This is a genomic window from Streptococcus sp. Marseille-Q8145 (assembly GCF_965112035.1).
In genome coordinates, this window is sequence record NZ_CBCOPQ010000002.1 from 31,028 (window position 1) to 57,078 (window position 26,051).

The 26,051-nt window shown below is 43.7% G+C and carries 27 protein-coding genes and 1 pseudogene; 7 read left to right on the forward strand and 21 right to left on the reverse strand.

The genetic code is table 11. The annotated features are described in order from the left end of the window. Positions 1 to 347: 347 nt before the first annotated feature. From cls to ACWPVL_RS03360, 11 genes are all read right to left on the reverse strand, one after another. Positions 348 to 1,883 carry a cardiolipin synthase gene (gene cls / locus ACWPVL_RS03310; RefSeq protein ID WP_454386885.1) on the reverse strand — a complete coding sequence of 512 codons (1,536 nt, stop codon included), beginning with the start codon at positions 1,881 to 1,883 and terminating at the stop codon, positions 348 to 350. Between the two features lie 181 nt (positions 1,884 to 2,064). Then, positions 2,065 to 2,562, reverse strand: coding sequence for an SP_0198 family lipoprotein (locus tag ACWPVL_RS03315; protein WP_454386887.1), 498 nt, complete (start codon positions 2,560 to 2,562; stop codon positions 2,065 to 2,067). 60 nt (positions 2,563 to 2,622) lie between these two features. Then, positions 2,623 to 3,855, reverse strand: coding sequence for a bifunctional folylpolyglutamate synthase/dihydrofolate synthase (locus tag ACWPVL_RS03320; protein ID WP_454387663.1), 1,233 nt, complete (start codon positions 3,853 to 3,855; stop codon positions 2,623 to 2,625). A 273-nt stretch (positions 3,856 to 4,128) separates the two neighbouring features. Then, complete coding sequence (locus ACWPVL_RS03325; RefSeq protein ID WP_005591498.1) at positions 4,129 to 4,440, reverse strand: DUF1292 domain-containing protein; 312 nt, start codon at positions 4,438 to 4,440, stop codon at positions 4,129 to 4,131. A 20-nt stretch (positions 4,441 to 4,460) separates the two neighbouring features. Further along, positions 4,461 to 4,880 (reverse strand): Holliday junction resolvase RuvX, encoded by a 420-nt coding sequence (gene ruvX / locus ACWPVL_RS03330; RefSeq protein WP_005591497.1) that lies wholly within the window; start codon positions 4,878 to 4,880, stop codon positions 4,461 to 4,463. Continuing rightward, entirely contained in the window at positions 4,880 to 5,146 is a 267-nt protein-coding gene (locus tag ACWPVL_RS03335; RefSeq protein WP_005592119.1) for an IreB family regulatory phosphoprotein, read from the reverse strand. Before ACWPVL_RS03335 ends, ruvX begins: the two co-directional genes overlap by 1 nt. Positions 5,147 to 5,313: 167 nt before the next feature. Then, complete coding sequence (locus ACWPVL_RS03340; protein WP_454386890.1) at positions 5,314 to 5,871, reverse strand: SP0191 family lipoprotein; 558 nt, start codon at positions 5,869 to 5,871, stop codon at positions 5,314 to 5,316. 43 nt (positions 5,872 to 5,914) lie between these two features. Beyond that, on the reverse strand, positions 5,915 to 6,481 hold the full coding sequence (locus ACWPVL_RS03345) for an SP0191 family lipoprotein (protein ID WP_454386892.1): 567 nt from the start codon (positions 6,479 to 6,481) through the stop codon (positions 5,915 to 5,917). A 106-nt stretch (positions 6,482 to 6,587) separates the two neighbouring features. Continuing rightward, a complete protein-coding gene (gene spx, locus ACWPVL_RS03350) occupies positions 6,588 to 6,986 on the reverse strand; it encodes a transcriptional regulator Spx (protein ID WP_005591493.1) in 399 nt (132 codons plus the stop codon). Positions 6,987 to 7,071: 85 nt separating this feature from the next. After that, positions 7,072 to 8,220, reverse strand: coding sequence for a recombinase RecA (gene recA, locus ACWPVL_RS03355; protein WP_454386894.1), 1,149 nt, complete (start codon positions 8,218 to 8,220; stop codon positions 7,072 to 7,074). A 57-nt stretch (positions 8,221 to 8,277) separates the two neighbouring features. Beyond that, complete coding sequence (locus ACWPVL_RS03360; RefSeq protein ID WP_454386896.1) at positions 8,278 to 9,534, reverse strand: competence/damage-inducible protein A; 1,257 nt, start codon at positions 9,532 to 9,534, stop codon at positions 8,278 to 8,280. A gap of 276 nt (positions 9,535 to 9,810) precedes the next feature. Here ACWPVL_RS03360 and ACWPVL_RS03365 point away from each other — a divergent pair, with 276 nt between their 5' ends. After that, positions 9,811 to 10,221 (forward strand): helix-turn-helix domain-containing protein, encoded by a 411-nt coding sequence (locus ACWPVL_RS03365; protein ID WP_454386898.1) that lies wholly within the window; start codon positions 9,811 to 9,813, stop codon positions 10,219 to 10,221. Positions 10,222 to 10,264: 43 nt separating this feature from the next. On the opposite strand, the gene ACWPVL_RS03370 is transcribed toward ACWPVL_RS03365, so the two are convergent. The 4 genes from ACWPVL_RS03370 to ruvA all read right to left on the reverse strand — a co-directional run bounded on the left by ACWPVL_RS03370 (position 10,265) and on the right by ruvA (position 12,718). Further along, positions 10,265 to 10,822, reverse strand: coding sequence for a GNAT family N-acetyltransferase (locus ACWPVL_RS03370; RefSeq protein WP_454386900.1), 558 nt, complete (start codon positions 10,820 to 10,822; stop codon positions 10,265 to 10,267). Positions 10,823 to 10,905: 83 nt separating this feature from the next. Beyond that, positions 10,906 to 11,559, reverse strand: a complete 654-nt coding sequence (locus tag ACWPVL_RS03375; protein ID WP_454386902.1) for a CPBP family glutamic-type intramembrane protease — start codon at positions 11,557 to 11,559, stop codon at positions 10,906 to 10,908. 4 nt (positions 11,560 to 11,563) lie between these two features. Further along, on the reverse strand, positions 11,564 to 12,118 hold the full coding sequence (locus ACWPVL_RS03380) for a DNA-3-methyladenine glycosylase I (RefSeq protein ID WP_454386904.1): 555 nt from the start codon (positions 12,116 to 12,118) through the stop codon (positions 11,564 to 11,566). Positions 12,119 to 12,127: 9 nt separating this feature from the next. After that, a complete protein-coding gene (gene ruvA, locus ACWPVL_RS03385; RefSeq protein ID WP_414263031.1) occupies positions 12,128 to 12,718 on the reverse strand; it encodes a Holliday junction branch migration protein RuvA in 591 nt (196 codons plus the stop codon). Between the two features lie 169 nt (positions 12,719 to 12,887). Here ruvA and ACWPVL_RS03390 point away from each other — a divergent pair, with 169 nt between their 5' ends. Then, on the forward strand, positions 12,888 to 13,394 hold the full coding sequence (locus tag ACWPVL_RS03390; protein ID WP_454386906.1) for a helix-turn-helix domain-containing protein: 507 nt from the start codon (positions 12,888 to 12,890) through the stop codon (positions 13,392 to 13,394). Continuing rightward, positions 13,378 to 13,888: pseudogene (locus ACWPVL_RS03395) on the forward strand (RDD family protein). Before ACWPVL_RS03390 ends, ACWPVL_RS03395 begins: the two are co-directional and overlap by 17 nt. 145 nt (positions 13,889 to 14,033) lie before the next feature. On the opposite strand, the gene mutL reads toward ACWPVL_RS03395, so the two are convergent. Then, complete coding sequence (gene mutL / locus ACWPVL_RS03400) at positions 14,034 to 15,977, reverse strand: DNA mismatch repair endonuclease MutL (protein WP_454386908.1); 1,944 nt, start codon at positions 15,975 to 15,977, stop codon at positions 14,034 to 14,036. A gap of 184 nt (positions 15,978 to 16,161) precedes the next feature. On the opposite strand from mutL, the gene ACWPVL_RS03405 reads away from it, so the two are divergent. Together ACWPVL_RS03405 and ACWPVL_RS03410 are read left to right on the forward strand one after the other, a co-directional pair. Beyond that, on the forward strand, positions 16,162 to 16,602 hold the full coding sequence (locus ACWPVL_RS03405; protein ID WP_454386910.1) for a LytTR family DNA-binding domain-containing protein: 441 nt from the start codon (positions 16,162 to 16,164) through the stop codon (positions 16,600 to 16,602). After that, on the forward strand, positions 16,599 to 17,069 hold the full coding sequence (locus ACWPVL_RS03410) for a DUF3021 family protein (RefSeq protein ID WP_454386912.1): 471 nt from the start codon (positions 16,599 to 16,601) through the stop codon (positions 17,067 to 17,069). The genes ACWPVL_RS03405 and ACWPVL_RS03410 overlap by 4 nt, the downstream gene beginning before the upstream one ends. A 200-nt stretch (positions 17,070 to 17,269) precedes the next feature. On the opposite strand, the gene mutS is transcribed toward ACWPVL_RS03410, so the two are convergent. Together mutS and argR are read right to left on the reverse strand one after the other, a co-directional pair. Next, entirely contained in the window at positions 17,270 to 19,819 is a 2,550-nt protein-coding gene (gene mutS / locus ACWPVL_RS03415; RefSeq protein ID WP_454386914.1) for a DNA mismatch repair protein MutS, read from the reverse strand. A gap of 73 nt (positions 19,820 to 19,892) precedes the next feature. Then, a complete protein-coding gene (argR, locus tag ACWPVL_RS03420; protein WP_454386916.1) occupies positions 19,893 to 20,333 on the reverse strand; it encodes an arginine repressor in 441 nt (146 codons plus the stop codon). Positions 20,334 to 20,468: 135 nt separating this feature from the next. Here argR and argS point away from each other — a divergent pair, with 135 nt between their 5' ends. Further along, complete coding sequence (argS, locus tag ACWPVL_RS03425) at positions 20,469 to 22,157, forward strand: arginine--tRNA ligase (protein WP_454386918.1); 1,689 nt, start codon at positions 20,469 to 20,471, stop codon at positions 22,155 to 22,157. A gap of 51 nt (positions 22,158 to 22,208) precedes the next feature. Then, positions 22,209 to 22,472: a MarR family transcriptional regulator gene (locus tag ACWPVL_RS03430; RefSeq protein WP_454386920.1), complete on the forward strand. Its 264-nt coding sequence runs from the start codon at positions 22,209 to 22,211 to the stop codon at positions 22,470 to 22,472. A 50-nt stretch (positions 22,473 to 22,522) separates the two neighbouring features. On the opposite strand, the gene nrdI is transcribed toward ACWPVL_RS03430, so the two are convergent. The 3 genes from nrdI to glgP all read right to left on the reverse strand — a co-directional run bounded on the left by nrdI (position 22,523) and on the right by glgP (position 26,036). Further along, the gene (gene nrdI / locus ACWPVL_RS03435; protein ID WP_454386922.1) at positions 22,523 to 22,984 is read right to left on the reverse strand and encodes a class Ib ribonucleoside-diphosphate reductase assembly flavoprotein NrdI; all 462 of its coding nucleotides are present in this window, start codon (positions 22,982 to 22,984) and stop codon (positions 22,523 to 22,525) included. A 77-nt stretch (positions 22,985 to 23,061) separates the two neighbouring features. Next, complete coding sequence (locus tag ACWPVL_RS03440; RefSeq protein WP_048765598.1) at positions 23,062 to 23,580, reverse strand: ABC transporter permease; 519 nt, start codon at positions 23,578 to 23,580, stop codon at positions 23,062 to 23,064. A gap of 194 nt (positions 23,581 to 23,774) precedes the next feature. After that, positions 23,775 to 26,036 carry a glycogen/starch/alpha-glucan family phosphorylase gene (gene glgP / locus ACWPVL_RS03445; protein ID WP_454386925.1) on the reverse strand — a complete coding sequence of 754 codons (2,262 nt, stop codon included), beginning with the start codon at positions 26,034 to 26,036 and terminating at the stop codon, positions 23,775 to 23,777. Between the last annotated feature and the right edge of the window lie 15 nt (positions 26,037 to 26,051).

Sequence of the window (26,051 nt, forward strand, 5' to 3'; positions counted from 1 at the left end):
TCAGGTAAACTGGCCGCTTTTCTGGACAAGGAAGCCGATAAATTATTTTTGCCATTTCCATCTTTAATCCTCCCTTGATTCTCTGCTCCCGATTTACTATTCGTAAAATAAAGGCAGTAATCACAAGAAAGCATGATTGGCAGCTAATGTCTCAGTAAAAGACAGAAAAAAGAGAGTGGGACAGAAATCGGTAATTCGTTAGAATTCGATTTCGTCGTCCCACCTCCGCACAGTTGAGTAGGGCTGTAAAAGCTGATGAAATCAGCGTAATAGAGCCCACTCAACCACTGCGTCTTGCTCGACAATCCAAAGACAATTGAGAGGCTAGGACTTTTGTCCCAGCCTCTTTAAAGTAGCGGAGCAAATAATTGCATGATTTCCTTCAATAAACGCTGGTACCAGCTATTCTGAAGGGTTTCAAGGGAGATTTCTTTGGAAATGTCAAACAAGTCTTCAAAATCCTGCTTAATGTCCGCAATCGCTTCTGTCTGATACATAAGAACAGCATTTTCATAATGATGCACCAGACTACGGTAGTCAAAATTAATGGTTCCGACCACGGCTAACTCATCGTCCGAAATAACGTTTTTACTGTGGATAAAACCAGGAGTATACTCATAAATCCTAACACCAGCCTCCAGCAAGTCTGGATAGGCACCACGAGTGACTATCTGAATCAGCTTCTTATCAGGAATAAATGGCGTCACAATGCGAACATCCACCCCTCTCATGGCTGCATTTTTGATATCCTCTGTCAAATCATAGTCAATAATCAAATAAGGAGTCGTGATATAGACATAATCGATGGCTTGATTGATGATATTCTGGTAGACAGCCTTGCCCACCTGTTCCTTATAAATCGGCTTGGGCCCGCTACCATACGGGATATAAAGCCCTTTGCCTTCCACTCGCTGGCTATCAAAATGGTAACGGTCAAAATCCGTAATTTCCCCGCGATTGATGTACCAATTCATCAAGAAAAGACGTGTCAAAGCCTTCACTGCTCGACCTTCCAAACGGACACCGCCATCTTTCCAATGCCCGAAGCGCACGATATGGTTGATATACTCGTCTGCCAGATTGATTCCGCCTGTATAGCCGACTTGTCCATCTACCACCAAAATCTTGCGGTGGTCACGATTATTATAGGCCACCGTCATCCGCGGAATCACCTTATTAAACTTATGGGCATCAATTCCCATTTTGCGCAGCCTTTTCGTATAATCTCCTGGGAGGGTCGCCATACAGCCAATGTCATCGTAGAGCAACTTGACTTCAACTCCCTGCTGGACTTTATCTACCAAAATATCAAGGACACGATTCCACATCAAACCTGGATCAATGATATAAAATTCCAGAAAAATGAATTTCTTGGCTGAGCGCAAATCATCCAGCATAGCCTCAAACATCTCTTCACCAAGGGAGAAATACTGCGAAGCCGTGCCATCGTAGACATCTGCATTGTGATCCATACTCAGCAAGGACTTGACAATTCCGAAAGCTGATTTATTTTCCTGCTTGAGTTCAACTCGCAAGTCATAGCTGTTGTCCTCTCGAAACTTCATTGAGTCCATTTTTTCCAGCTGCTGAATTTCTTTTTTGGAAAGGCGTCGCTCCCCGATCATGAGATAGAGCAAGAAGCCAAAAACGGGCACAACTGCAAATAAGATCCAAGTCACCTTGCTTTCGGGAGGCATATTCCGATTGACAATCGCCAAGATAGTCCCAATATATAAAGAAACAATGACAAGGGCTGACAACCAATTGGGCACTAACAGATTAAAATAGAAAAAGGCCGCAAAAACAAGAAATAATTCTAGTAACATGATAATGATGCTGAAACCATACTTGGACATCAGCAAACGAAACTTGCCTAGATCCATCTCAATCCTCCCTCGTTTCATATTTCATCTAGTATAACAATAATTAGCAGCAATTTCAAAACTTTTTAAAATAAAATAGTCTCTAGTCCAAGGTTAAAGGAAGTTCCTGCACTCCATTATCCAAACACACAAAAAGCTGGAGCATCTGTCCAGCCTTTTGTAGGATATTTCTTTTTGAAAATTATTGTTTGGTGAAGACGATTATGTCGTCATCATCGTTTTCCTGCGATAAATCTTCCAGAGTCAATTGATTGCCCTCTACTCGATAACGCTTAACATCATCTCCAACGATCATGGTTTGATTAGTTGGATCAACTTGCACCTGTTCAATTTCCTGCTCACCATCGCGCTCGACCTTGGTCAGGGTTCCTTTATTTCCAGAAACTTCTAGAGTTAAAGCATCACCTTCATGAGTGGCCTTATAGGTCCCATCTAAGTCACTAGCAGCCGTTTGACTGGAAGTAAAAGCCTCTGAACTACTAGTATTTGTGCTATTGTTTGTATTGCTACTTGCCTTGCTATTTGATGACACTGTCTCAGATGACTGAGAAACAGAGGAACTCGCTTGAGATTGGGCAGCCTGATTGGATGGATTTTGACCAGAGTTGCCACAAGCTACCAATACAAAAGCGGCCATAGCCGTAAGGGCTGAAAGAACTAATTTTTTTGAAACTTTCATTTTGTTTCTCCTTTCTTTGTTCCACTTCTATTTTACCAAACAGGGCTTTCTATGGTCAACTTATACACTCTGGAGGTAGGCTCGAACCTCTGCAATAAAATAAAGTGAGCCCGTTACAAAAAGAACTTGGTCAGCCGTCTGCTCTTGTTTGAAATTCTCGATAAAGGCTCTATAATTCGCCACATAGTCAAAGTCCGCAGCTTCTGCCTGCCCCACAGATTCCCCATAGTCAAAGCTGGTCACCGTCACCTGAACCTCTGGCAAGTTCTCCTGCAAATAGGTCAGCATACCGCTGTAATCCTTGCGCTTTAAAGCTCCAAACAGCAGGCTGCATGTCTTGCCCTTCTGGCTCTTGATAAACTCGACCAAACGCGCCAAAGCTGGTAAATTATGGGCACCGTCCAGATAGATATTCGGACGAATTTCCTCTAGCCGCCCCGCCCAATGGGTCTTTCGCAAAGAAGAAGGAAGCAGAGAAAAATCAATTTCCCAGCCCATTTGCTTCATAAAAAGCAGAAAAGCCTGCAAAGCCAGCGCTGCATTTTCTTCTTGGTAAGCACCCTGCAGTCCCAAGGTTACATGCGATAAAAGAAGATCTTGATTCTTAAAAGAGCCATCAGAAAACGAAAAATCTCGTCCATATTCATACAAATCCAAGTCCAAACTTGCTGCCCGCTGCTCACAGACCTGACGAGCCTCCTCCGGCAAGGGACCAATGACTGCTGAACGACCTTTTTTGAAAATGCCAGCCTTCTGCTCTGCAATCGCTGTAAGCGTCTGCCCCAACGTCTCCTGATGATCCAAGCCTACCGATGTGACCACTGAAACTTGCCCATCCAAGATATTGGTCGTATCTAGAAGTCCGCCAATTCCCACCTCGATGAGAGCCAGATCAACCCTCTCCTCTCTGAAATAAAGAAAGGCCAGCAAGGTCAAGATTTCAAAATAGGATAGCTGGTCGTGAGTCTTGATCAATTCTTTCTCCATCTCCTGAATCTGCCGCCCTAAGCGAACAAAATCAGCATCCGAAATCGGCAAACTATTGATACAAATGCGGTCATGGACGCTGACCATATGCGGAGATGTAAAGCTAGCTACCTTTTTCCCCTGATTGGCAAATAAATTCCGCATAAAAGCAATGGTAGAGCCCTTGCCATTCGTTCCCGTCACATGAATGACTGGATAAGCCCCTTCAGGATTCCCCAGCAAGTCTACTGCTCTCTGCATCCGTTCCAGACCTGAACGAAAGTTTAGGCCAATACGACCATTCAACCATTTTTCAATCTCATTCATCATTTTTCCTACATAAAAAGAGAAGCGAAGCGGACTTCAAATGTGAATCGCCACTCGCTTCTCTCTCTTTTCTATTCTTTGTAAAGAAACTAGCTATGGCCAAGCCGTGATAAGTTCTCCAACTGGCTGATTTTCTAGTTTCTAAGTTCAGGCTAAAAAGGTCTCCCAGACCTTCCTCGCTTTCTAGTTTTTAAGCTCAGGCTAAAAAGGTCCCCCAGACCTTCCTCGCTCTCTAGTTTTCAAGCTCGGGCTAAAAAGGTCCCCCGGACCTTTTTACTCCTCCATAAAGCTGTTGAAGACTTCTTCAATCATATCCCACTCTGCATCAGAGTCTTCTGGGATTGGCTCCAACTCGCCTTCTGTACCGTCTTCATTTTCTGTAAATGAGTAAGCTTGGATTTCAACTTCGCCGTTCTCATCTTCTTCAGCATTTACTGGTACCAAAAGTACGTAATTTTTTCCGAACTCTTCCTTACCATCAATGGTCAGAAGAATTTCAAATAAATTCTCGTTCCCTTGCTCATCTACCAAGGTAATCAATTCAGGCTGTGCCTGTTCGTGGTCATGATTATGATCGTGTGCCATAATTGTTTCCTCAATTCTTTCTAAAAGTTTCTATCTAAATAATTTTGTAAAATTAGCTGAGCCGCCAATTTATCAATCACTTTTTTGCGCTTGCTGCGGCTGACATCCGCCTGTTCAATCAGCATGCGCTCAGCAGCCACTGTCGTCAGACGCTCGTCCTGATACTCGACCGGAATTTGGAAAAGCTGGGCAATCTTCTCGCCATAAGCCTTACTCGCTTCCACTCGTGGACCGCTGGTATTGTTCATATTTTTAGGGAGGCCAAGCACAAACTTGTCCACCTTATATTGCTCGACAAGCTCCGTCAAACGCTCAAAACCGAACTGCTCTTTCTCTTCATCAATCTGAATGATTTCAAGCCCCTGAGCGGTGAAGCCAAGTGGATCGCTAATTGCAACGCCTACTGTTTTCGAGCCGACATCTAGTCCCATAATTCTCATCAGAGGTCAATGCCTTGCCCTTTCAAATAATAACGCACCAGTTCTTCTACGATTTCATCGCGTTCGTATTTACGAATCTGATTTCGAGCATTATTATAACGAGGCACATAAGCAGGATCTCCACTCAGCACGTAACCTACGATTTGATTGATTGGATTATAGCCCTTATCATTGAGTGACTTGTAGACATCGGTCAAAGTCTCGCTAATTTCTTTTTTGTTTGAATCATCAAGATTAAAACGTACAGTTTCGTCTGTAAATCCCACAATTACACCCTCTTTCTCTAAGAATACCATCATTATAGCATAATTACAGCAGTTTCACAAACTTAATCCATGTAAATTTTCTACTTTTTCGACATTTTTTCAACTATTTACCGCTCCTTCCCATCAAAAAACTAGCCCTTTTCAAAGACTAGTTTTCATCAAAAATATTAGGACGGATTGCTAATTTCCTTGCCCCCTTCATCTTGGAAGGACTTGATAAATTCTTCTGGAGTCTGAGACTTCATTTGGCTAAAGATTGGCCCATAGGTCGGTACTTTAGAAGCCGCATCATAATCAAGATTTGTCGGATCGATAATAAAATCAATATCAACAGTGCCTTTTTCAGTCACTTTAACATTCACTTCTATACCTTTTACTTGTTCAAGTTTATCCACTCCTGAACTTTGCTTGAAGCTCTTGCTCACCTCTTCTTGCAGAGAGGACAAGTCTTGACCAGCTAAGGCAGACTTAGCTTCTTCTGGCAAATTTTGTGAAATAGCAATATTCACCTTTTCATACTTCTTGCCCGCGTAGGTAACTGTCAAGGTCATCGTTTGATCAAGACCTTGTACCTTTTGATTTAACTGATAAGACTTGGTAACCGATTTATCTTTTGCCTTGCTTTGAACAGACTGATTGCTACCAGCTTTTCCACTATGTGATTGTTGTCCACAAGCTGTCAACACCGCCAAGCTAGCCATTAAAAGTACTACTGATTTTTTCATTTCTTTCTCCTTTTTGGTTTTCTATGATTGACAAGAAGCTTCCTTACTGTTGCTCCTCAGCCCCGTTCATCAATAAATTATTGATATATTCTTCAGGTGGCATCTTTGTCATTTCTTTTAGATTGCTATTTTTAAAATAATTTAAAGTGAGTGCCTTTTCAATATCCAAATTGTCAAAATCATAAGTTGACGTGATTTTCATTTCATTTTCATTAAGAATCTGAACGGTTCCGGTAAAACCAGCAACAGTTTTTGCCTGAGTATAGTCCGTATCCTTTTGCATTGATTCGTCCAAGAGCCGTTGAGTCTCCTCCAGCCCCACTTCTTTAATCGCATTTTTGATACTATCATCCGTTGGAGTAATTCTCTCCATAATCACCTTGATAAAACGTTTCCCTTGATAAGTGATAATTTGACTAGATTGAATTCCTTGCTCATCTTTTGGGAAAACTAGTTTCTTGGTGATGACTTCCTGCTTTTCAGCCTGACTGATAATGGGAAGATTAGTTGTAATTTCCTCTTTTTTCCCCTTTGGCTTGTCTGCTTTCTTATGAGCGCAGCCAGTCAATATCACAGCTACTAAGCCAAAAATTAGTAAAAATTTCTTCACGTTCTGTCCTCCTCAGAGATATTGTATCATAGTTTAACCGCTTGTCAATCATTTTTGGGTAATTAGACAGAAAAAGGCAGCCTAAAAGGCGCCTTTCCTTATCTAATTATAGAGCTGCTCGTAAGCGAGCTTCTGTATTCTCAACATTGCGCACTGCACGAGGTAAGAAGGCACGGATATCATCTTCCTTGTAACCAACTTGGAGACGCTTGTCATCCACCAAAATCGGACTTTTCAGAATCCGCGGTGTTTCCATGATAATGTCAATAACTTCGTTTACACTCAAATCTTCAATATCAACACCGAGTCCTTTTGCATAACGGTTTTTTGAAGATACAATGCTGGCAATGCCATTTTCAGTTTTTGCTAAAATATCAAGAATTTCTTCTTTGGTAATTCCTTCCTTACCAAGGTTTTGCTCCTTGTAAGTCAATTGATGGGCGTTTAGCCAGGTCTTTGCTTTTTTGCAGCTAGTACAACTTGAAACCGTATAAATTGTGATCATGCAAGTACTCCTTTCGCTACACGATACTACTATCGTAGTATATTATACCACAAAAACCATCGGTCTTGCGACCTATTTTGAAAAATTATTCCTCAATATCAAAGGCATCGTCTAGATCAAGAGTCACTTCTTCTAATTTTTCAAGAGGAGCCTCAGCCTTACCCTTCACTGCTTCTGCTGGCTCATCATCTTCAATCAAGCCGTAACGTACACGGACTTGACGGTCGATTTCATCAAAGACTTCTGGATGATCAGCCAAATATTTCTTCGCATTTTCAGAACCTTGGCCGATTTTTTCATCATTGTAGGAGTACCAAGCACCAGCTTTTTTGATGATATCCAAGTCAGTCGCAATCTTAATCAGCTCGCCTGTCTTAGAAATACCTTCTCCGTACATGATTTCCACAAAGGCTTCCTTGAATGGTGGAGCCACCTTGTTTTTAACGACCTTGATTTTAGTTTCCTTACCGACATTGGTATCCTTCGCATCGCCTGTACCCTTGATTTGGGTATTGCCACGAACATCCAGACGAACAGAAGCGTAGAACTTCAAAGCACGTCCACCTGGTGTTGTTTCAGGATTTCCAAACATAACACCAACTTTTTCACGTAGCTGATTGATAAAGATGGCAATCGTCTTAGTTTTGTTGATAGAAGCAGACAGTTTGCGCATGGCCTGACTCATCATCCGAGCCTGCAAACCAACGTGGCTGTCCCCGATATCTCCATCGATTTCTGCACGAGGTACAAGAGCCGCAACTGAGTCGACAACGACCAAATCAACTGCACCAGAGTCAATCAATTTTCCTGCAATTTCAAGACCTTGCTCCCCTGAGTCTGGTTGTGACAGCAGCAACTCATCAATGTTTACACCCAGAGCTGCAGCGTATGACGGATCCAAAGCGTGCTCTGCATCGATAAAGGCTGCGATGCCGCCTTCTTTTTGAGCTTGAGCCACTGCATGAAGAGCAACGGTTGTCTTACCAGAAGACTCTGGACCGTAAATCTCAATAATCCGCCCTTTAGGATAACCACCCGCACCAAGGGCGATATCCAAAGCCAGAGAGCCTGAACTCATGACTTGAACCTTTTGCTCCGCTCGCTCGCCCAGACGCATAATGGCTCCCTTACCGAAATCTTTTTCAATATTCTTCAGAGCGTTATCCAAAGCTTTTTGGCGTTCATCTCCAAATTTCTTTGTGATTTCATCCAAATTTTTCTGTTTTTTTGCCATTTATTTCTCCTGTTTTTTCTAAAATGTCTTTTGGCCATCTGTTCATTATACCAAAAATCAGTTCTTTAATAAAGTTTTTCGTACGAGGTTGAAGGCGTGCATGACGGCAATCTTCCGCACATCACCTCGACTGCGACCAGCAATATTGGCCTCAATAATTTCCGTTCCTGATTCACTCGCTAAGCCGATAAAAACGGTCCCAGCTGGATGGCCTTCCAGCGAATCTGGGCCTGCCACGCCTGTCAGACTGACAGCTAGGTCACTTTCGGTCAGCTTTCTAGCTTGCTCTGCCATTTTCCCAGCCGTAAAAGCTGAAACGACACCGTGCTTCTCCAGATCTCCCAACGGGATATCCAGCATCCGGCTCTTTTCCTCCATGCTGTAGGTGACAAAGCCACCTGAAAAAACGGAGGACGCCCCAGCAAAATCTGCCAAGGTCGCTTGAAAGAGACCAGCTGTCAGACTCTCCGCCGCCGAAATCGTCTTCCCTTGACTCTTGAGCAAGTCAAAGGCCACTTGAGCCAAAGAATTGTCATCCCCATAACCGTAGAAAATCTCGGACAAAGACTGCCCCTCAAAACTCTGATGCGCCAAAATAGACTTTTCCACAGCCTCAAACTTAGCATCCGCTTCTGCCTGACTCAGAGCCTTAGTGGACAATCGCAAGGTCACTTCGCCTATCTTTGCATAAGGAGCAATGGTCGGATCACTTTGTTGATCAATCATCTCGGCCAAAATAGTTACCAGCTGACTCTCGCCAATACCGAAGAAGCGCAGCACCCGTGAATACAATTTCTGGCCTGTGGATAAGAGGGGAACCAGCTCGTTATTGACCATAGGTTTGAGCTCGCTAGGCGGGCCAGGCAGGACCACATAGGTCACTCCATCAACCTCTAGTAAACCGCCAACGGCCAGACCTGTCGCATTTGGTAGCGGAGTCGAGCCTGTAACCAGCTGGGCCTGACGTTCATTGTTGGGCGTTCGGGCATAGTCTGGTCGGCTGGCAAAAAAATGATCCAACTTTTCCACAGCCGCTGGGTCGAAGCTCAAATCTCGACCGATAAACTTAGCCAAGGTCTGCTTGGTCAAATCATCCTCCGTTGGCCCCAAGCCTCCTGTCAGGATAATTAAATCACTGCGCTCTTTGGCAATTTCTAGGACAGAGAGAAGACGGTTTTCATTGTCCCCCACTGCCGTCTGAAAATAGACATCAACTCCTAGACTAGCTAGCTTTTCAGATAAAAACTGGGCATTGGTATTGACAATCTGACCTGTCAGAATCTCTGTGCCCACAGCAATAATTTCTGCTTTCATAGAACCTCCTACCTTACTATTCGGAATTGGCTTTATTTTATCACAAAAAAGAGTAAAAAAGTTGATTTTCTTTTCAGGAAATAAAAAGAGCTGTCAACTTGATTGACAAAGTTGTCAACATCCTGTGGATAACTTTTAAAAATCTGTTTGTTATGGAGAATAACTGGATTGTTAGGCAGATGCTATTGGCAAAGGAACTTTTTCTTTTTATAATAAATATGAAAAGGATGTAAAGAAGAAACTTATTTATTTTACTAAAAAAGAGAGGGAATCATCATGAAAATTTCTCAAGTTCTCAAAGACATTCGTCAACATCATCAGCTCACTCAGGAAGCCTTAGCAGAAAGGCTCAATGTTTCCCGCTCTGCCATTGCCCGCTGGGAAAGTGGAAAAGGAATCCCTGATATTGGCAATCTCATCGCTATCAGTCGGGAGTTTGATCTCAGTCTAGATCAGCTCATCAAGGAGGACGAGCATTTGGAGAAAAAGGTCATCGAAGACAGCAAGGCTAAAAAATGGCATTATTTAGTTATCCTCTACCTTTTTTCCATCTTGGTTTACATTGGTGTCTTTGCTTACTTGCACCATATCTTTATGGCAGGCTTCCTCGTCTCTACTCTCTTTATGCTTTTCTACGAGCTGCGCATCTTTATCAAGGAAAAGATTTGGATGCAGAAGGAGGAGTAATAATATTCACACTGTACAGAAAAGGCTAAGACAACTATCTTGTCTAGGCCTTTTTTTCGTTATTCTTTAACTTACTTTCATAGCGGAGACGGATGGTTGGCTCTCCTCGAAGGCTCACTCCCTCCTTTTCCCACATCAGAGTCATCCCAATTTTTTCTAAAACTCCTTGACTAGCAAGATTGGGCTTAGTCGTGTGGGCAAGAAATATTTTTACCCCCGGCATGTTCTGAGCCAATTCTTTCAAGGCTAAGGCTGCTTCAGTTGCGTAACCTTTTCTGTGATAGTTAGCATTGACTGTATAGCCTATTTCCGCCGTTTCTTGTTCTGTATCTATTCGAAGAGAGATATTGCCAATTAATTTACCTTCAGATTTCAACTCGATACCGTAGCGGCCCAAAGGAGCACTTAAATTATATAAGACAAGACTCTCTCGGCTCTCTTCTATGCTTTGGTGCTCTGGATAATCATATTTTAATAATTCTCCATCTGAAGTATACTCATGATAATCCAACAAATCATCCATAGTCATAGGACGTAGGAGGAGGCGCTCCGTCTCCAAGATACGATTCTCTGCCAAATATACTAAGGCTCTATTGTCCATCCTTCATTTCCTTTATTATAAATCTTCAAAATACTTAAAAAGTAACCGCTAAACTTTCGCTTTATTTACTTACCACTCTACTACTACATTAAAAAAATTGTTACCATGAAAGCAATGATATTGTTGCAACAATGGAGGGCTATTGGATACCAGATATTTTTGTCCTTTCTCAGATACAGGAGCGAGAGAAGAAGACCTCCGGCAATGTAGGAAATAGCTGTCACCCACTCTGATAAGTCCCAGCTGTGCATATGAAGGGTAGCAAATAGAATGGTTGTCAACACAATACCTAGCCAGTTGGAGAATTTTGCCAAAAAAGTACCTAGGAAAAAGCGGCGGAAGAAAAACTCTTCAACGATTGGCCCGATAAAGCAACCGATAACCAAGATTAAAAATGGATTTTTCAACAAGGCTCCTTGAATACTGGCATCATTCTGCCCCTGTAGCGGCAAGCCCAGACTCTGTTTCATCAAAGCTGAAAGCAGGTTGCAGGCAATGGACAGAAAGAAAACGAAGACCATGTACAAAGAAATCGTTTTTAGAAATTCCTTCTTCTTAGTCAGAATCAAGGCTAACTGCTCCTTTAATTCTTCACGATAAGCTAAGATTCCTAAGATAAATAAAAGGAAATAAACTGGGTAAATCAGCCAATTTATTCCAATCAGCTGCAAGCCTCTACCTAGAAATAAAATAGTATAGAGGGTGATAAAAATGAGGAGAAATTTTCTTGTTTTCATTGTTCTACTTCCAATCACAATTCTTTTCATGGTCATTGATAAGGCCAGCTGCTTCCAGGAATGAATAAACGCAAACTGGACCGACAAATTTGAAGCCTTGCTTTTTCAGCGCCTTGGACATAGTTTCTGAAAGCTCGGTCTTAGTTGGGGCTTCCTTGTAGTTCGTAATTTGATTGTCAATCGTTTTGAACTCGACAAAGGACCAGATATAGTCGTTAAAAGAGCCAAACTGCTTTTGAACAGCCAAAAAAGCTTGGGCATTGGCCCTAGTCGCATAGATTTTCATCTTATTGCGGACGATATCAGGATTATCCAAAAGAGCATCCAAGTCTGTATCCGTCATCTGAGCAATTTTCTGGGCATCATAGAAATGAAAAGCTTCTCGAAAAGCTTGGCGTTTATTGAGAATAGTCTCCCAAGAAAGTCCAGCCTGATAAGTCTCCATGCAGAGCAATTCAAATAACTTTTGATCATCATGGAGGGGTTTTCCCCACTCCTCATCATGATAGGCCACATACAAGGGGTTGTTCATCTTTACCCAGCCACAACGTTTGGTCATATCTTCCTCCTATTTTACCAACATCTTAAGGGCAGACTTGATATAGTTTTCAGCTGTGTCCGTCGTGCCTTCAAAGAATTTCTTGATTTTCTTGAGCTCAGCAGCTTTGTATCCCAGAGCCAGCATAGCTTCCATGGCTTCTTCCAGCTCTTGATTATCCACAGTCTGGACGGGCGCCTTGCTTTCTGCCGGACCATCTGCCGCCACTACCTTGCCTTCCAAGTCCAGCACCATCTGCTGGGCTGTTTTCTTACCAATTTTAGGAAACTTGGTCAGGTAGGTAATGTTTTTCTGCTCAATGGCTTGTACCAAGCCAGCATTATCGTCTGCGGCAATGATAGCCAAGGCAGACACTGGCCCAATACCTGAGACTGAGATCAAGCTGAGAAAGAGTTGCTTCTCCTCCTCGGTCGCAAAACCGTATAAAAGCTCCGCGTCTTCTCTCACCACCTGGTGCACATAAACCTTGGCTTCCTGATGAAGCTGCCCTGAGTAAGCATAGGGGTTGGCTACATGAAGAATATAGCCGATAGAGTTGACTTCCAACACAATGTACTTAGCTGTGATTTTACTGATAATTCCTTTAAAATATTCGTACATAATCTTCCTTCTTTTTGTATCATTTTGCCTATCTAGTATATCATATTTTCTGTCTGAAAACTGCAAACAGAAGTGCAACCAGCGGTTGACAAAATGTACAGGAAGCTGTATTCTCAAGATAACTAAAAGCTGTTAGGATAGAGTTAGCAAAGAAAAGGAGGCCATCACGATGAAACTCGCTGATAAATTATTTGAACTAAGAAAAGAGAAAGTCTGGTCACAAGAAAAGCTAGCTGAACAGATCAATGTCTCTCGCCAGAGCATTTCCAAGTGGGAATCTGGCCAAGCACTGCCCGAGCTGGAAAAAATTGTAGAACTGAGCAAGATTTTCCAGGTGACGACAGATTATCTACTTTTAGAAGAAAGTGACAAGCCGGAAATAAAACCCGTCCTCTCAGAAGACGAAAAAGACCGCTACTACAAAGTAGTGAAATCTTATGGCTTCTGGCATGTTTTGTATATTTTTGTATTAGCCTTGGCTATTTATCTCTTTTCCGCAGGCTCTAGCTTTCCAGCAAAATTCACTGCGCTGGTCTGGTTAGCTTTTTTCCTCCTAGTCGCATCAGCAATGGCTATTAACAAGGCGCTAAAGATTAAGGAAAAGTACCTGAACAAGGTTATCGGCTTTGATGGGGACGCTCAGAAAGAAGGTGCTCAAGATAAAGCTAAAAACTGACAATCCCATACCTGTCAAAACTCGTCTGAAAGAACTCTTTGGTGACTGGCTCTTTATCTCAGGCTACCTCATTGCTCTTTTTTTTACTAGCTATAGGCTTTTACAATCTAGTTCTAGGAGGCATTCCTGCATTCACTGAAGCTCAGAGCCAACTTCTGGCTTTTTCTACCTCAGTCCTTCCTCTATCTATCATCTTTGCTTGGTTAGACTATAGAAAAGGAAGTTTTGGCAAGCGTTGGGCAGGTTTACAGTTGGTTTACAAGCATAGGAGCCTTGCTCACAGCCTTTTGCGCTCTGCTATCAAGTTTTTCCCTTGGCAGCTGGGACATATGGGAGCTATCCGTAGTGCTTATCAAGCAGATACCCTGTCAATTTTCTTGTCAACTTCAGCAGGTATTCTCTTCTTGATCTTTCTGCTGATGGGATTGCTTCGCAAGGACAGACGCCATCCAGCTGATTTGCTTGCTGGAACGCAAGTTCAGCTTCAAGATTAAAAAATAGCCTCAGTCAAGCAACTGAGGCTATGCTATTTTATCATTGTCAATAAAAATCAAAATCAGACTAGACAGTAAAATGCAGGTATAACTTGAATCAGACAAGTCGAAATTAAGAATGTATGGTTTTGATTTTCGAAGAGTATTAATACTTACCCAACTCCCGTAGGCTAGTATGATTTTCCTGAATGCGGCGAAACATTTTTTCCATATCCGACTTGGTAAAGTTAACCAAGACTGGTCGACCGTGTGGACAGTTATAAGGATTGTTGCATTGGGATAGTTGGAAAATTAAATCACGTGCCGAGTAGTCATCTAAGCTATGATTGGCCTTAATAGAACGTTTACAGCTCATCATAATAGCCAGCTCTGCTCGATATTTCTTGATAGAAACTTCCTTGGTCAGGAGCAGCATATCACACATCTCATAGATACCGGCCTCAATCTCCTCTTCCTTGAACCAAATAGGATGCTCACGGAGGATAAACTGGTTGGCTCCGTACTCTTCTAAAAAGATGCCAGCATCTTCTAACAGCTCCATCCGCTGCTTGATTCGCAGCATATCATCCGCTGGAAATTCAAAGATATAGGGCACTAAGAGCTGCTGTTGGCTATTGTCCACATCTCCAATCTTCTCCCTATAATACTCATACTTGACCCGCTCCTGGGCAGCATGCTGGTCAATAATGTAAAGACCGCCCTTGCCCTGAGCAAAGAGATAGGTGCCATGCATCTGGCCGAAATATTCTAACTCTGGGAAGCTTGATTTCTCTTCCTGCTCCAACTTATCCACAGCCCGCTCCAGACTGGCCTGATCTAGCTCTGGATGGTCTAGCTGGTCATAGCTGGCCAGCTTTCTCTCTGCAAATTTGACCGAAGTCGGTTGCGGTTCTACTTTTTCATCTGTCGCTTCATGAACAGGCTCCGCTGATTCTTCAAAGGATAGTTGCTGCTCCGCGACTTGTGGCTTGAGGAAGAAGTCATTCTGCTCCTTATCGTAGTAGAGGCGATTTTCTTTCAGCGGAAGGCTGGTCTGTTCGGGCTTAGTGGCACGCTTAACAGTTGATTTGGCTAGATTTTCCAAAGCATCCGGGATAAGGTCTTGCTCCTTGAGACTGGTCGCAATAGATTGCGAAATCAAGGCCATGAGTTCCCGCTCTTTAGAAATCCGCACCTCTTGCTTGGTCGGATGGACATTGACATCGGCCAGATAGGGGTCAATCTGAATATTGATGACTGCTAGTGGAAAGCGGCCTACCATCAGCTTGCTGCCGTAGCCGTCCAAAATAGCTCGATTGAGCAGGAAATTCTTGATATAGCGGCCGTTAATGAGAATCGTAATATAATTCCGATTCGCACGAGTCAACTCAGGCAGACTGACATAGCCGCTCACTTCAAAGTCCAAATCTGAAGCAGAGATTTCCACCATTTTCTTAGCTGTTATCAAACCATAGATTCCTGCAATAGCCTGACGCAGATTACCACTGCCGGCAGTCCGTGTCATTTCGCGGCCGTCACTGACAAGGGTGAAAGCCACCTCTGGATGGGCCAGACTAAGCCGATTAATCACATCAACGATATGGGAAAGCTCAGCCTGCTGGCTCTTCATATACTTGAGCCGGGCTGGAGTATTAAAGAAGAGATCTTCTATCTTGATTTTCGTTCCTACCGGACTGCTGGTAGGCTCATGCTCTTCTATCTCACCGCCTTGGGCAACCAGCAAAGTCCCGTGCTGACCAGATTCGGTCGCTGTTTCAATGGTAAAACGCGAGACAGAAGCAATGGAAGGAATGGCCTCGCCTCGGAAACCCAGCGTCCGGATCCGAAAGAGATCTGCCTGCTTCTTGATTTTACTGGTAGCATGGCGTCGAAGAGCCAGAGGGACATCTTCGTGGTCTATGCCTTCACCATTATCCGTCACCTGAATGCTCTTGAGCCCGGCCTCCTCGATTTCGATGGTAACCTGGCTTGCACCCGCATCAATTGAATTTTCCACCAGCTCCTTGACCACGCTGCTAGGCCGCTCAATGACCTCACCGGCCGCAATCTGATTGGCTAGAATTTCTGGAAGTTCGATAATTTTTGACATCTTTTTCTCCGTATTTGTTCTGCTATCTATTATAACACATTGGGCCCTTTCTAGCAGAGGGCAGCCTTGTCTTAACCATTCTGCCCGCAAGCCAAACCATATAGACACAAATAGCTGCCACATAGACAAAAGGGCTTGTTTTCGCTGCTAAGTTGCGGTTTAATAAAGGTGAAAGGAGGAAGTTATGAAAGTTAAGCTAAGAATCGATTCTCAAGTCACCGAAGACTCCGTCAGCATTGAGGCTCGCCTCATGACAGAAAGCATTCAGGAATTGGTCCACTTTGCTCAACATCTAGGCAAAGAGGACAAGATTCATGTCAAAAAAGAAGATGAAATCTATCTGCTGGATGCTAAGGAAATCCACCGAATCTATACAGAAAATCGTCATGTTCAAGTCCGCACAGCAAAAGACGGCTATCGAGCTCAACAAGCTCTTTATCAGTTGCTGCAGGTCCTGCCGGAGTATTTCCTGCAGATTTCTCAGTCGGAGATTATCAACAGCCGACAAATCAGTCACCTCAAGCTGACGCCCAATGGTCTAATTCAAATATTTCTGAAAAACGGCGATCAGACCTACTCGTCCCGCCGTTATCTCAAATCCATCAAAGAAAGGTTGCAATTATGAAAACTCGTCTTAAAAAACTCTTTTTCGGAGGGATTGGAGGGATTTTCATCGGTCTCTTCTTCTCCATGATTGTTTCTTATTTTTACAATCCAGCTTATCTACCGCTGCACCCTGACTCGCCTATCGGTCACTTCTTTTTGAGCCAGCATGTCCATGTTTCCCTTATCATGCTCTACTGCCTGCTTATCTGGTTTATCATGGGATCTGTTTTCAAATGGAGTGGAAGCTTCTTCAAAAGAGACTGGAGCATCCTGCGCTCCGTCGTTAGCCACTATGGCGTGATGATTCTAACCTTTGCACTTTTGGCTAATCTAGCTGGATTTTTCCCAAGAGAAAAAATACTCAGTCTGACACTGACTGCCGTCGGGGAATTCACCCTCATCTATCTAATCATTTCAGGCGTCATCTACTACCGCACCTACCGCAACATTCAAAAAATCAATAGCGGCTTGTCTAGCAAATCGTGAGAAACAAAAAGAGCGAGAGTGGGACAGAAATCGGTAATTCGTTAGAATTCGATTTCGTCCTCCCACCTCCGCACAGTTAAGTAGGACTGTAAAAGCTGATGAAATCAGCGTAGTAGAGCCCACTCAACCACTGCGTCTTGCTCGACAATCCAAAGACAATTGAGAGGCTAGGACTTTTGTCCCAGCCTCGTTCTTTGTTTTTACAACTTCTTCTTGAGCTCGGCCACTGCTGCCATGACTTCCAGAGGAGTCATATTGTAGATGTCCAAGTCTCGGAGTTCAGTTAGAACCGGATTTTCCGTTCCTTCTGCAAAAAGAGACATCTGCTCAGCCACTTGTGGCTGCTTCGGTCTGGATTCAGCAGGAAGCTCTGAGCCTAGTCCAGTATCCTGACTTTCCAAATGGCTCAAAATGCTGTCTGCCCGCTCCAGTAATTTCTCAGGAAGTCCAGCAATCTTCGCCACATGAATTCCGTAGGACTTGTCAGCCGGCCCCGGCTCAATCTTATGCAGGAAAGTCACCTGCCCGTCCTTTTCCAAGGTTGCCACATGGACATTTTCCAAATGCTCCAAGATGTCCTCTAAGGCTGTCAGCTCATGATAGTGGGTGGCAAAGAGGGTTTTGGCCCCAGTATAATGATGAATATGCTCGATAATAGCCTGAGCCAGCGCCATCCCATCGTAAGTAGCCGTCCCACGACCCAGCTCATCAAAGAGGATGAGCGATCGCTCGCTGGCCTGCCGAATAGCCCGATTGGCCTCCATCATCTCCACCATAAAGGTGGACTGGCCGGACACCAAATCATCTGCTGCACCGATGCGAGTGAAAATCGCATCGAATAGTGGCAAACTGGCAGACTGGGCGGGCACATAAGATCCCATCTGTGCCATAATGACGATGATAGCCAGCTGGCGCATATAGGTCGATTTCCCGCTCATATTAGGTCCGGTAATGAGCTGGATGTCCGTTTCCTGGTCCAGCAGAATACTATTTGGAATATAGCTCTGGACTCCCATGACCTTTTCCACGACAGGATGGCGGCCTTTTTCAATTTCCAGACGGCGATCCCCAGTAAAGACAGGGCGCACTAAATGCTGCTGTTCTGCCACCGCAGCAAAACTCTGCAGGACATCTACAGCTGCAAGCGTTTGTGCCAAGGCCTGCAAGCGCTGGATGTATTTGCCAGCTTCCTCGCGAATCCGCATGAAAATTTCGTATTCCAGATTAGCAGATTTTTCACGCGCCTCCAACATCTCTCCCTCAATTCGGGCCAACTCCTCCGTTCCGAAACGCTCCGAATTTTTCAGGGTCGCCTTGCGGAAGAAATGACTGGGCACATGAGCCAGCTGGGAATTGGTCACGTGGAAATAGTAACCATCTTTTTTATTATAATCAATCTTCAGATTGCTGATGCCGCTGTTAGCACGTTCTTTGACTTCCAGCTCCGCAATCCATCCGGTCCCATCCCTCAGCACAAGCCGATACTGATCCAAGGTCTCATCAAAGCCTGTCCGAATGATATTACCCTCGGTGATGATATGGGGCGCATCCGGCGAAATAGCCGAGCTAATCAAGCCTGCCAACTCTGGAATAGGATCCAATCCCTCAATCAAACGAGCTAGATGCGGGCTGCCAATTCCTTGAAGAATAGCCTTAATCTGAGGCACATTGCCCAATGTAGCTGCCAGCTGCAGCAGATCCTTGGGGTTGGTCTTACCAAAAGACACTCGACTGGCCAACCGCTCGATATCATAGACTCCCTTGAGGCTTTCTGTCAAGTCACTCCGCTCAAAGAAATGATCCAGAAAGACCTCGACGACATTCTGCCGCTGGCTAATTCGCGCTTCATCAATCAGCGGACGCTGAATCCAAGAGCGCAGCATGCGGCCGCCCATGGCCGTCTTAGTCTCGTCCATCAGCCAATAAAGACTGCCGTGCTTCTTGCCTGAACGAGCATTTTCTGTCAAATCCAGACTCGCCTTGGTGGCATAGTCCATTTGCAGAAAGTCCTTAATTTCATAATGCTGGGCCTTCTTTAAATGGCTGAGCTCCCTCATCTGGGTCCGGTGCACATACTCCAGCAATTTCCCTGCTGCCTGACGCTCCATAGGAGACAGCTCCTCGCCCAGCAGCTGGACATCGTCCAAGGCCGTCTGTACATAGGACAGTAAAAGGTTCATCTGTCCAGCCAAGACCTGCTCCTCAGCTTCTGGCAAGGCATAGCCCAGCACCACTTCCCTAGCTTTCAAATTGCGGATTTCCCCGCAGACCAAGGAAAAGTCCTCTAAACTAGTCACCTGAAACTCACCAGTCACCAGGTCCATATAAGCCAGACCATAGAGCCTGTCTGAGCAATCCAGAGCCACCAGAAAGTTATTGGCAGAGTCCGGCTTACTGGAGTCCACCACTGTCCCCGGCGTGATAACCTGAACGACCTCCCGCTTAACAACTCCCTTGGCTTCCTTGGGATCTTCCATCTGCTCCGCAATCGCTACCTTATAGCCTGACTCGACCAAAACATCAATATACTGCTGAGCCGAATGATAGGGAACTCCGGCCATGGGAATGGGATTTTCTGCATTTTTATTGCGGCTGGTGAGAGAAATCTCTAAAATCTGGGCGGCATTGACCGCATCATCATAAAACAACTCATAAAAATCCCCCATCCGAAAGAGCAAGAAAGCATCTGGATAGTCCTTCTTGATATCCAAATACTGCTGCATGCCTGGCGATAACTTTTCTACTGCCATCTCTATCCTTTCTAAAAACAAACGAGGTCAGGACTTCCGTCTCAAACCTCTCCGTCAATTCTAAGCTTTTTGGCTAGTCCATGCCTTCTTTGACACTCGTCTCGATTTCTCTAGCGGCATCCTGATCCCGGCAAATCACGAGCAAGGTATTGGCACCTGCAACGGTTCCTAAAATCCGACTATCCAACGAACCATCTACCACATTTGCCAAGACCGTCGCTTCGCCCAGTCCTGTACGGAAAACCAGCGTAAACTCCGCTCGAGAAACAGCCTGAACATGACTGGCCAAAAATTCTGCTAAGTCCAGCTCTCCTGCTTCATGGGCCAGCACATAATAGACTTGACCGTCCTTTTTCAACTTGGCCAAACCAATCTCCCTTAGATCACGCGAGAGGGTTGTCTGGGTCACAAAAATCCCCACGTCTTCCAATCTTTTTTGAATATCCTTTTGTGTTCCTAACTTTTCTTCCTTGATCATCATTCTGACAAGTTGATGACGCTCGCTCTTTCTCATGCTCGACCTCATTGACTGAATATTTATACTCTCAATTATATCAAAAAATCTATCTTATACCAAAAAAATTGAAGATTCCTCATAAAATGTGATAAAATGTGATAAAATAGTAACAAAAGACTCAAAGGAGCAAATATGGATAATAAACAATTAATCGCTAGCGAGTTGGCCAAAGTTATTGACAGCTTGGACCAAACCGCTATCTCTAACCTACTAGAACAGCCGAAAAGTTCTGATCTTGGAGACATTGCCTTCCCAGCTTTCTCACTTGCTAAAGTAGAACGCAAGGCTCCTCAAGCTATCGCTGCGGATATCGCTGAAAAGATCGACCCAAGTCATTTTGAAAAAGTTGTCGCAACTGGACCTTATGTCAACTTCTTCCTCAACAAAGCTAAAATCTCTGATCAAGTCATCAAAGAAGTCATCAAGGAAGGCGCTGACTATGGTCAACAGAACGAGGGTCAGGGCGGAAATATCACAATTGACCTTTCTAGTCCTAACATTGCAAAACCTTTCTCTGTCGGTCACTTGCGCTCAACTGTTATCGGAGATGCCTTGTCTAATATCTTCCGCAAGATGGGCTACAATACCATCAAGATCAACCACTTGGGTGACTGGGGCAAGCAATTCGGTCTTCTCATGGTTGCTTACAAGAAGTGGGGCAACAAGGAAGCCGTTGAAGCCAACCCAATTGATGAACTCTTGCAACTTTACGTCCGCATCAATGCTGAAATCGAAAACGATCCAGCCTTGGACGACGAAGGCCGCCTCTGGTTCAAGAAACTGGAAGATGGCGATCCAGAAGCAACTGAACTCTGGCAATGGTTCCGTGACGAAAGTCTCGTTGAATTTAACCGTATCTATGAATTGCTCGGCGTTGAATTTGATAGCTTAAATGGCGAAGCCTTCTACAATGACAAAATGGACGAGGCCGTGAAAATTCTGGAAGACAAGGGTCTCCTGAAGGAATCAAAAGGCGCTAGCATTGTGGACTTGGACGATGTCAATCTCCCACCAGCTATGATTAAAAAATCAGACGGTGCTACACTTTACATCACCCGTGATATTGCCACTGCTATGTACCGTGCGCGCACTTACAACTTCGTCAAGAACGTTTATGTCGTTGGTCAAGAACAATCAAACCACTTCCGTCAGCTCAAAGCTGTCCTTAAGAAGATGGGATTTGACTGGAGCGATGACATGATCCACGTGGACTTTGGACTGGTTACGAAGAATCGCCAAAAACTTTCAACACGTAAAGGAAACATCATCCTTCTGGAACCAACTCTGCAAGAAGCAATCAGCCGTGCAAAAGCTCAAATTGAAGAGAAAAATCCAAATCTGGAAAACAAAGAAGCTGTTGCCCATGCAGTTGGTGTCGGTGCCGTTAAATTCTACGACCTTAAGACTGACCGCCGCAATGGTTATGACTTTGATTTGGAAGCAATGGTTTCCTTTGAAGGTGAAACTGGACCATATGTACAATATGCCTACGCGCGTATCCAGTCTATCCTGCGCAAAGCAGACTTCAAGCCAAGTCTTGATGCCAACTACAACCTCAACGATGCTGAAAGCTGGGAAATTATCAAACTGCTCCAAGACTTCGCTCGCGTAGTCAAACGTGCAGCTGATAACTTTGAGCCATCTCTGATTGCCAAATACGCGATCAGCCTAGCTCAAGCCTTCAATAAATACTATGCTCACACTCGCATCTTGGACGAAACGCCTGAACGCGACAGCCGTCTAGCTCTTAGCTACACCACTGCTGTTGTACTGAAGGAAGCTCTCCGCATGCTTGGTGTAGAAGCTCCAGAAAAAATGTAACCCTACACAAACCTTCCAGTTTTGGGAGGTTTTCTTAGGAAGAGATATTTTATGAATGAAACTGCTTATATTTTAGTTGTCCTTAGCTTGGTCATTCTCTTTTTGTACAACAAAAGAGAAAAGGTAAAGTTGCAGATTTTGTTGCAGCAGGAACTCCTAAAAAGTGATCATTTTCGACAAGAACTCCAAGGAAAAATGGCCACTAGTGAAAATCAAAATGACCTTATTGCTTACGTTAACAAAAACTACCGTTTAGGAATTTTATATTCAAAAGAGCTGGTCGAAACTATCGCCGGCGAGCAAGCAAACCAATAATATAAACAAAAGCCGCTCGGTCAACAACTGTTGACTGAACGGCTTTTTACTTATGCTTTTATTCCGTACAATTCTTCAATAATGCCAGCGACCTTTTTGATATCGCCCAGCATGCCACGCATTTCAAAATCAGCTAAAACAGGGAAACCAAAACGCTGGCTGTATTGCTTAGCAGTCAGGCAGTACTGGTTGTTAAAGTTACGGTTGCCACTTCCGATAACTCCCAAACACTTGCTAACATTCTGCCCATAATCTATAAAATCGGCCACATCTGTCGTAAGAATCTCGACATCGCCATTATCTACACCATTGCCACCTTCCAGATAGGTCGGTAGAAAGGTAATGAAAGGATTGGTCATTTCAAAGAACGGACGTCCCTCTTTCACTAAGTCTTTGATGTGGATTTTCTCAATCTCTAAACTCGGATGCTGCTCTAACAAATAGTCGCTTAAACGACGGACAAAACTCTCTGTATTGCCACTCAAGCTGATATAAACTAAGGAAACTTTCATGTTTATTTGCTCCGTTCCAAAAAATAACATTTATCCACTCATCTAGATTATCGGCAGTAAATGTTATTTGTCAAATCTTATTCTTCTTCAGCTACTTCTACAGTTTCAGCTTCCTTTTGCTGCTTGATCAGCTTAAAGACAACAATCGAAAGGAAGATGAGGCTAAGAACGACAGAGAAGCCGACGCTCATATTCAACCCCAGTATCTGAGTTGAAAGTAATGTTGGATCCGAGAAGGAAGAAGTTGCAATCCCTTTTGCTACCACATAACCATACGCTGTTCCAATCAGGCCAATAAGAACGTTCACGATGTAAATAAGATTGGCTTTGAAAATATCTTTCTTAAAAACGAAGAACCAAGCTGCAATCAAAAGAAGCAAGCCAACATAAAAGAAAATATTATTTATTAGCGAACCTGACAGTTCAGCGCTCTTGCTAAAGTAAGCTGCATACTGAGATTTTGCTGGCTCATTGATCCCCTTTAGTAAGGTTTCCACGGCATCATTTGAAGAGGAGAACTTCGAAATAAGCTCCCACAAAGTGCCTACTGTTTCTAATCCCAGTAAGACATAGAGATAAATTGGTTTCTTTTTCATAACAACCTCCTGTAAAGAAATACTTTTTCTTATTATACACCCAAAAGAAAAGACTGACAAGAGACAAGATCTGATACGATTTTAAAAGCTCTATCTACTAGAAAAGCTTATCCTTCAAGGCTATTCACTCTAGTCTTCTAACACGAAAAAAGCCAAGACAGTCCTGCCTAGGCTTTTTCACTTATTTTAAATAACTAGTTCTCCAAATGCCATACTTCGTCATTGTATTGTTGGATTGTACGGTCTGCTGAGAAGAAGCCAGCTTTGGCAATGTTAACGATCACTTTATCCAACCATGCATCGCGGTCTTCGTAGTCAGTAAGCATTTGCTCTTTAACTTTGATGTAGTCTTCCAAGTCAAGAAGCGTCATGAACCAGTCTTTGTTGATCAATTCATTGTAAAGACGTTCCAAGCGTTCTTTCTTACCTACTGCAAGAACAGCATCGCTGATGATAAAGTCAACCAACGGTTTGATAGCTGGACGAGCGTAAAATTCGCTTGATTTGTAAGCTGCTTTTGCGTAAAGGTCGATAACAGTTTCTGAATCTTCACCGAAAATGTAGATATTTTCGTCGCCAACCAATTCAGCGATTTCCACATTAGCACCGTCCATAGTACCAAGTGTCAAAGCACCGTTAAGCATGAATTTCATGTTACCAGTACCTGAAGCTTCTTTAGAAGCAAGTGAAATCTGCTCAGAAATATCACCAGCTGCAATCAAGAAGCTTGATGCTGTAACGTTATAGTTCTCAACCATAACCACTTGCAAGTGTGGTGCCACTGCTGGGTCATTCGCGATTATTTCTGACAAGCAAAGGATCAAGTGAATGATGTCTTGGGCAATTGTGTAAGCAGGAGCTGCCTTACCACCAAAGAAGACAGTGATTGGACGAGCAGGAATGTTACCAGCCTTGATGTCCAAGTACTTGTGGATGACATACAAAGCGTTCATTTGTTGACGTTTGTACTCGTGCAGACGCTTGATTTGGATATCAAAGATAGAATCTGGATTGATTTCCACACCTTGAGCTTCCTTCAAGTGACGAGCCAATTTACGCTTATTGTGAGACTTAATGCCTTCCAGCTTTTCTTTCACTTCTTGCTTGCCAGCAAAGTCAAGTAGACCTTCCAACTTAGCGGCATCATGGTGCCAATCGCGACCAAGAAGTTCATCTAAGTAGCTAGACAAACGTGGGTTAGCGTGCATGAGCCAACGACGGAATGTGATACCGTTTGTCTTGTTGTTGAATTTCTCTGGATAAATATCGTAGAATGCTTTCAACTCAGAGTTCTTCAAGATTTCAGTGTGGAGTGCTGCAACCCCGTTAACGCTGTATCCATAGTGGATATCCATGTGTGCCATGTGAACACGGCCGCTCTCGTCAATGATTTGAACAGCTGGATCTTTGTATTCTGCTTTGACACGACGATCCAATTCTTTGATGATTGGTACCAAGTGAGGAACCACTTCTTGCAAGAATTCAAGAGGCCATTTTTCAAGGGCTTCAGCAAGGATAGTGTGGTTTGTGTAGGCAGTCATGCTACGAACGATTGAGATCGCTTCATCAAGCTCGATACCACGCGCAGTCAAGAGACGGATCAATTCAGGAATAACCAGTGATGGGTGAGTGTCGTTGATTTGTACAACTGCATAGTCTGCAAGGTCATGCAAGTTGCTTCCTTTTTCGATCGCTTCGTCGATGATCAATTGTGCACCGTTTGAAACCATGAAGTATTGTTGGAAAATACGGAGCAATTCACCTTGCTTGTCGCTATCATCTGGATAAAGGAAAAGAGTTAAGTTGTGAGCGATATCTGTCTTGTCAAATTCAATTCCCTCTTTGATGATTGAAGAATCAACTGAATCTAGGTCAAACAAGCGCAAACGGTTTTTAGTAGCTGTCTTGTAACCAGGAACATCAATATCGTAAAGAGTTGATGTCAAGGTAAAGTGCGCAAATGGCACTTGGTAGCTACGACTTGAGCGAACCAACCAGTTTTGCTCAGTCAACCAGAAATTTGGAATAGTTGTTTGTTCATTGTTTTTAAGGACTTGTTGGAAAAGACCGAAGTGATAGTTAAGGCCCACACCGTCACCGTTCAATCCAAGTGTTGCGATAGAGTCCAAGAAGCAGGCTGCCAAACGGCCCAAACCACCATTACCAAGAGATGGTTCCAATTCTACTTCTTCGACTTCGATCAAGTCTTTACCAGCAGCGGCAAGTTCTTTTTTCACATCGTCGTAAAGACCAAGGTTAATCAAGTTGTTTGACAAGAGTTTACCAATCAGAAACTCAGCAGAGATGTAGTAGAGTTTCTTTTTACCAGTATTAACTGGCTTTTGGGCGCTCGCTAATTTTGTGTAGTTCAAGAGAGCCAAGTAAAGCTCTTCATTGCTACAATCAGCAATTTGCTTTTGATAAGTTCTTTGAATATATGTTTGTAAGTTTGACATGATTTCTCCTAGTAT

Coding starts and splice junctions, on each gene's coding strand:
- cls (WP_454386885.1), bottom strand. CDS start 1,883: ATGGATCTAGGCAAGTTTCGTTTGCTGATGTCCAAGTATGGTTTCAGC.
- ACWPVL_RS03370 (WP_454386900.1), bottom strand. CDS start 10,822: ATGGACAATAGAGCCTTAGTATATTTGGCAGAGAATCGTATCTTGGAG.
- ACWPVL_RS03365 (WP_454386898.1), top strand. CDS start 9,811: ATGAAAATTTCTCAAGTTCTCAAAGACATTCGTCAACATCATCAGCTC.
- recA (WP_454386894.1), bottom strand. CDS start 8,220: ATGGCAAAAAAACAGAAAAATTTGGATGAAATCACAAAGAAATTTGGA.
- spx (WP_005591493.1), bottom strand. CDS start 6,986: ATGATCACAATTTATACGGTTTCAAGTTGTACTAGCTGCAAAAAAGCA.
- ACWPVL_RS03340 (WP_454386890.1), bottom strand. CDS start 5,871: ATGAAAAAATCAGTAGTACTTTTAATGGCTAGCTTGGCGGTGTTGACA.
- ACWPVL_RS03390 (WP_454386906.1), top strand. CDS start 12,888: ATGAAACTCGCTGATAAATTATTTGAACTAAGAAAAGAGAAAGTCTGG.
- ACWPVL_RS03440 (WP_048765598.1), bottom strand. CDS start 23,580: ATGAAAAAGAAACCAATTTATCTCTATGTCTTACTGGGATTAGAAACA.
- ACWPVL_RS03320 (WP_454387663.1), bottom strand. CDS start 3,855: ATGAATGAGATTGAAAAATGGTTGAATGGTCGTATTGGCCTAAACTTT.
- ruvA (WP_414263031.1), bottom strand. CDS start 12,718: ATGTACGAATATTTTAAAGGAATTATCAGTAAAATCACAGCTAAGTAC.
- argS (WP_454386918.1), top strand. CDS start 20,469: ATGGATAATAAACAATTAATCGCTAGCGAGTTGGCCAAAGTTATTGAC.
- mutL (WP_454386908.1), bottom strand. CDS start 15,977: ATGTCAAAAATTATCGAACTTCCAGAAATTCTAGCCAATCAGATTGCG.
- ruvX (WP_005591497.1), bottom strand. CDS start 4,880: ATGAGAATTATGGGACTAGATGTCGGCTCGAAAACAGTAGGCGTTGCA.
- nrdI (WP_454386922.1), bottom strand. CDS start 22,984: ATGAAAGTTTCCTTAGTTTATATCAGCTTGAGTGGCAATACAGAGAGT.
- glgP (WP_454386925.1), bottom strand. CDS start 26,036: ATGTCAAACTTACAAACATATATTCAAAGAACTTATCAAAAGCAAATT.
- ACWPVL_RS03315 (WP_454386887.1), bottom strand. CDS start 2,562: ATGAAAGTTTCAAAAAAATTAGTTCTTTCAGCCCTTACGGCTATGGCC.
- ACWPVL_RS03405 (WP_454386910.1), top strand. CDS start 16,162: ATGAAAGTTAAGCTAAGAATCGATTCTCAAGTCACCGAAGACTCCGTC.
- ACWPVL_RS03375 (WP_454386902.1), bottom strand. CDS start 11,559: ATGAAAACAAGAAAATTTCTCCTCATTTTTATCACCCTCTATACTATT.
- ACWPVL_RS03325 (WP_005591498.1), bottom strand. CDS start 4,440: ATGGCACACGATCATAATCATGACCACGAACAGGCACAGCCTGAATTG.
- ACWPVL_RS03360 (WP_454386896.1), bottom strand. CDS start 9,534: ATGAAAGCAGAAATTATTGCTGTGGGCACAGAGATTCTGACAGGTCAG.
- argR (WP_454386916.1), bottom strand. CDS start 20,333: ATGAGAAAGAGCGAGCGTCATCAACTTGTCAGAATGATGATCAAGGAA.
- ACWPVL_RS03410 (WP_454386912.1), top strand. CDS start 16,599: ATGAAAACTCGTCTTAAAAAACTCTTTTTCGGAGGGATTGGAGGGATT.
- ACWPVL_RS03380 (WP_454386904.1), bottom strand. CDS start 12,118: ATGACCAAACGTTGTGGCTGGGTAAAGATGAACAACCCCTTGTATGTG.
- ACWPVL_RS03430 (WP_454386920.1), top strand. CDS start 22,209: ATGAATGAAACTGCTTATATTTTAGTTGTCCTTAGCTTGGTCATTCTC.
- mutS (WP_454386914.1), bottom strand. CDS start 19,819: ATGGCAGTAGAAAAGTTATCGCCAGGCATGCAGCAGTATTTGGATATC.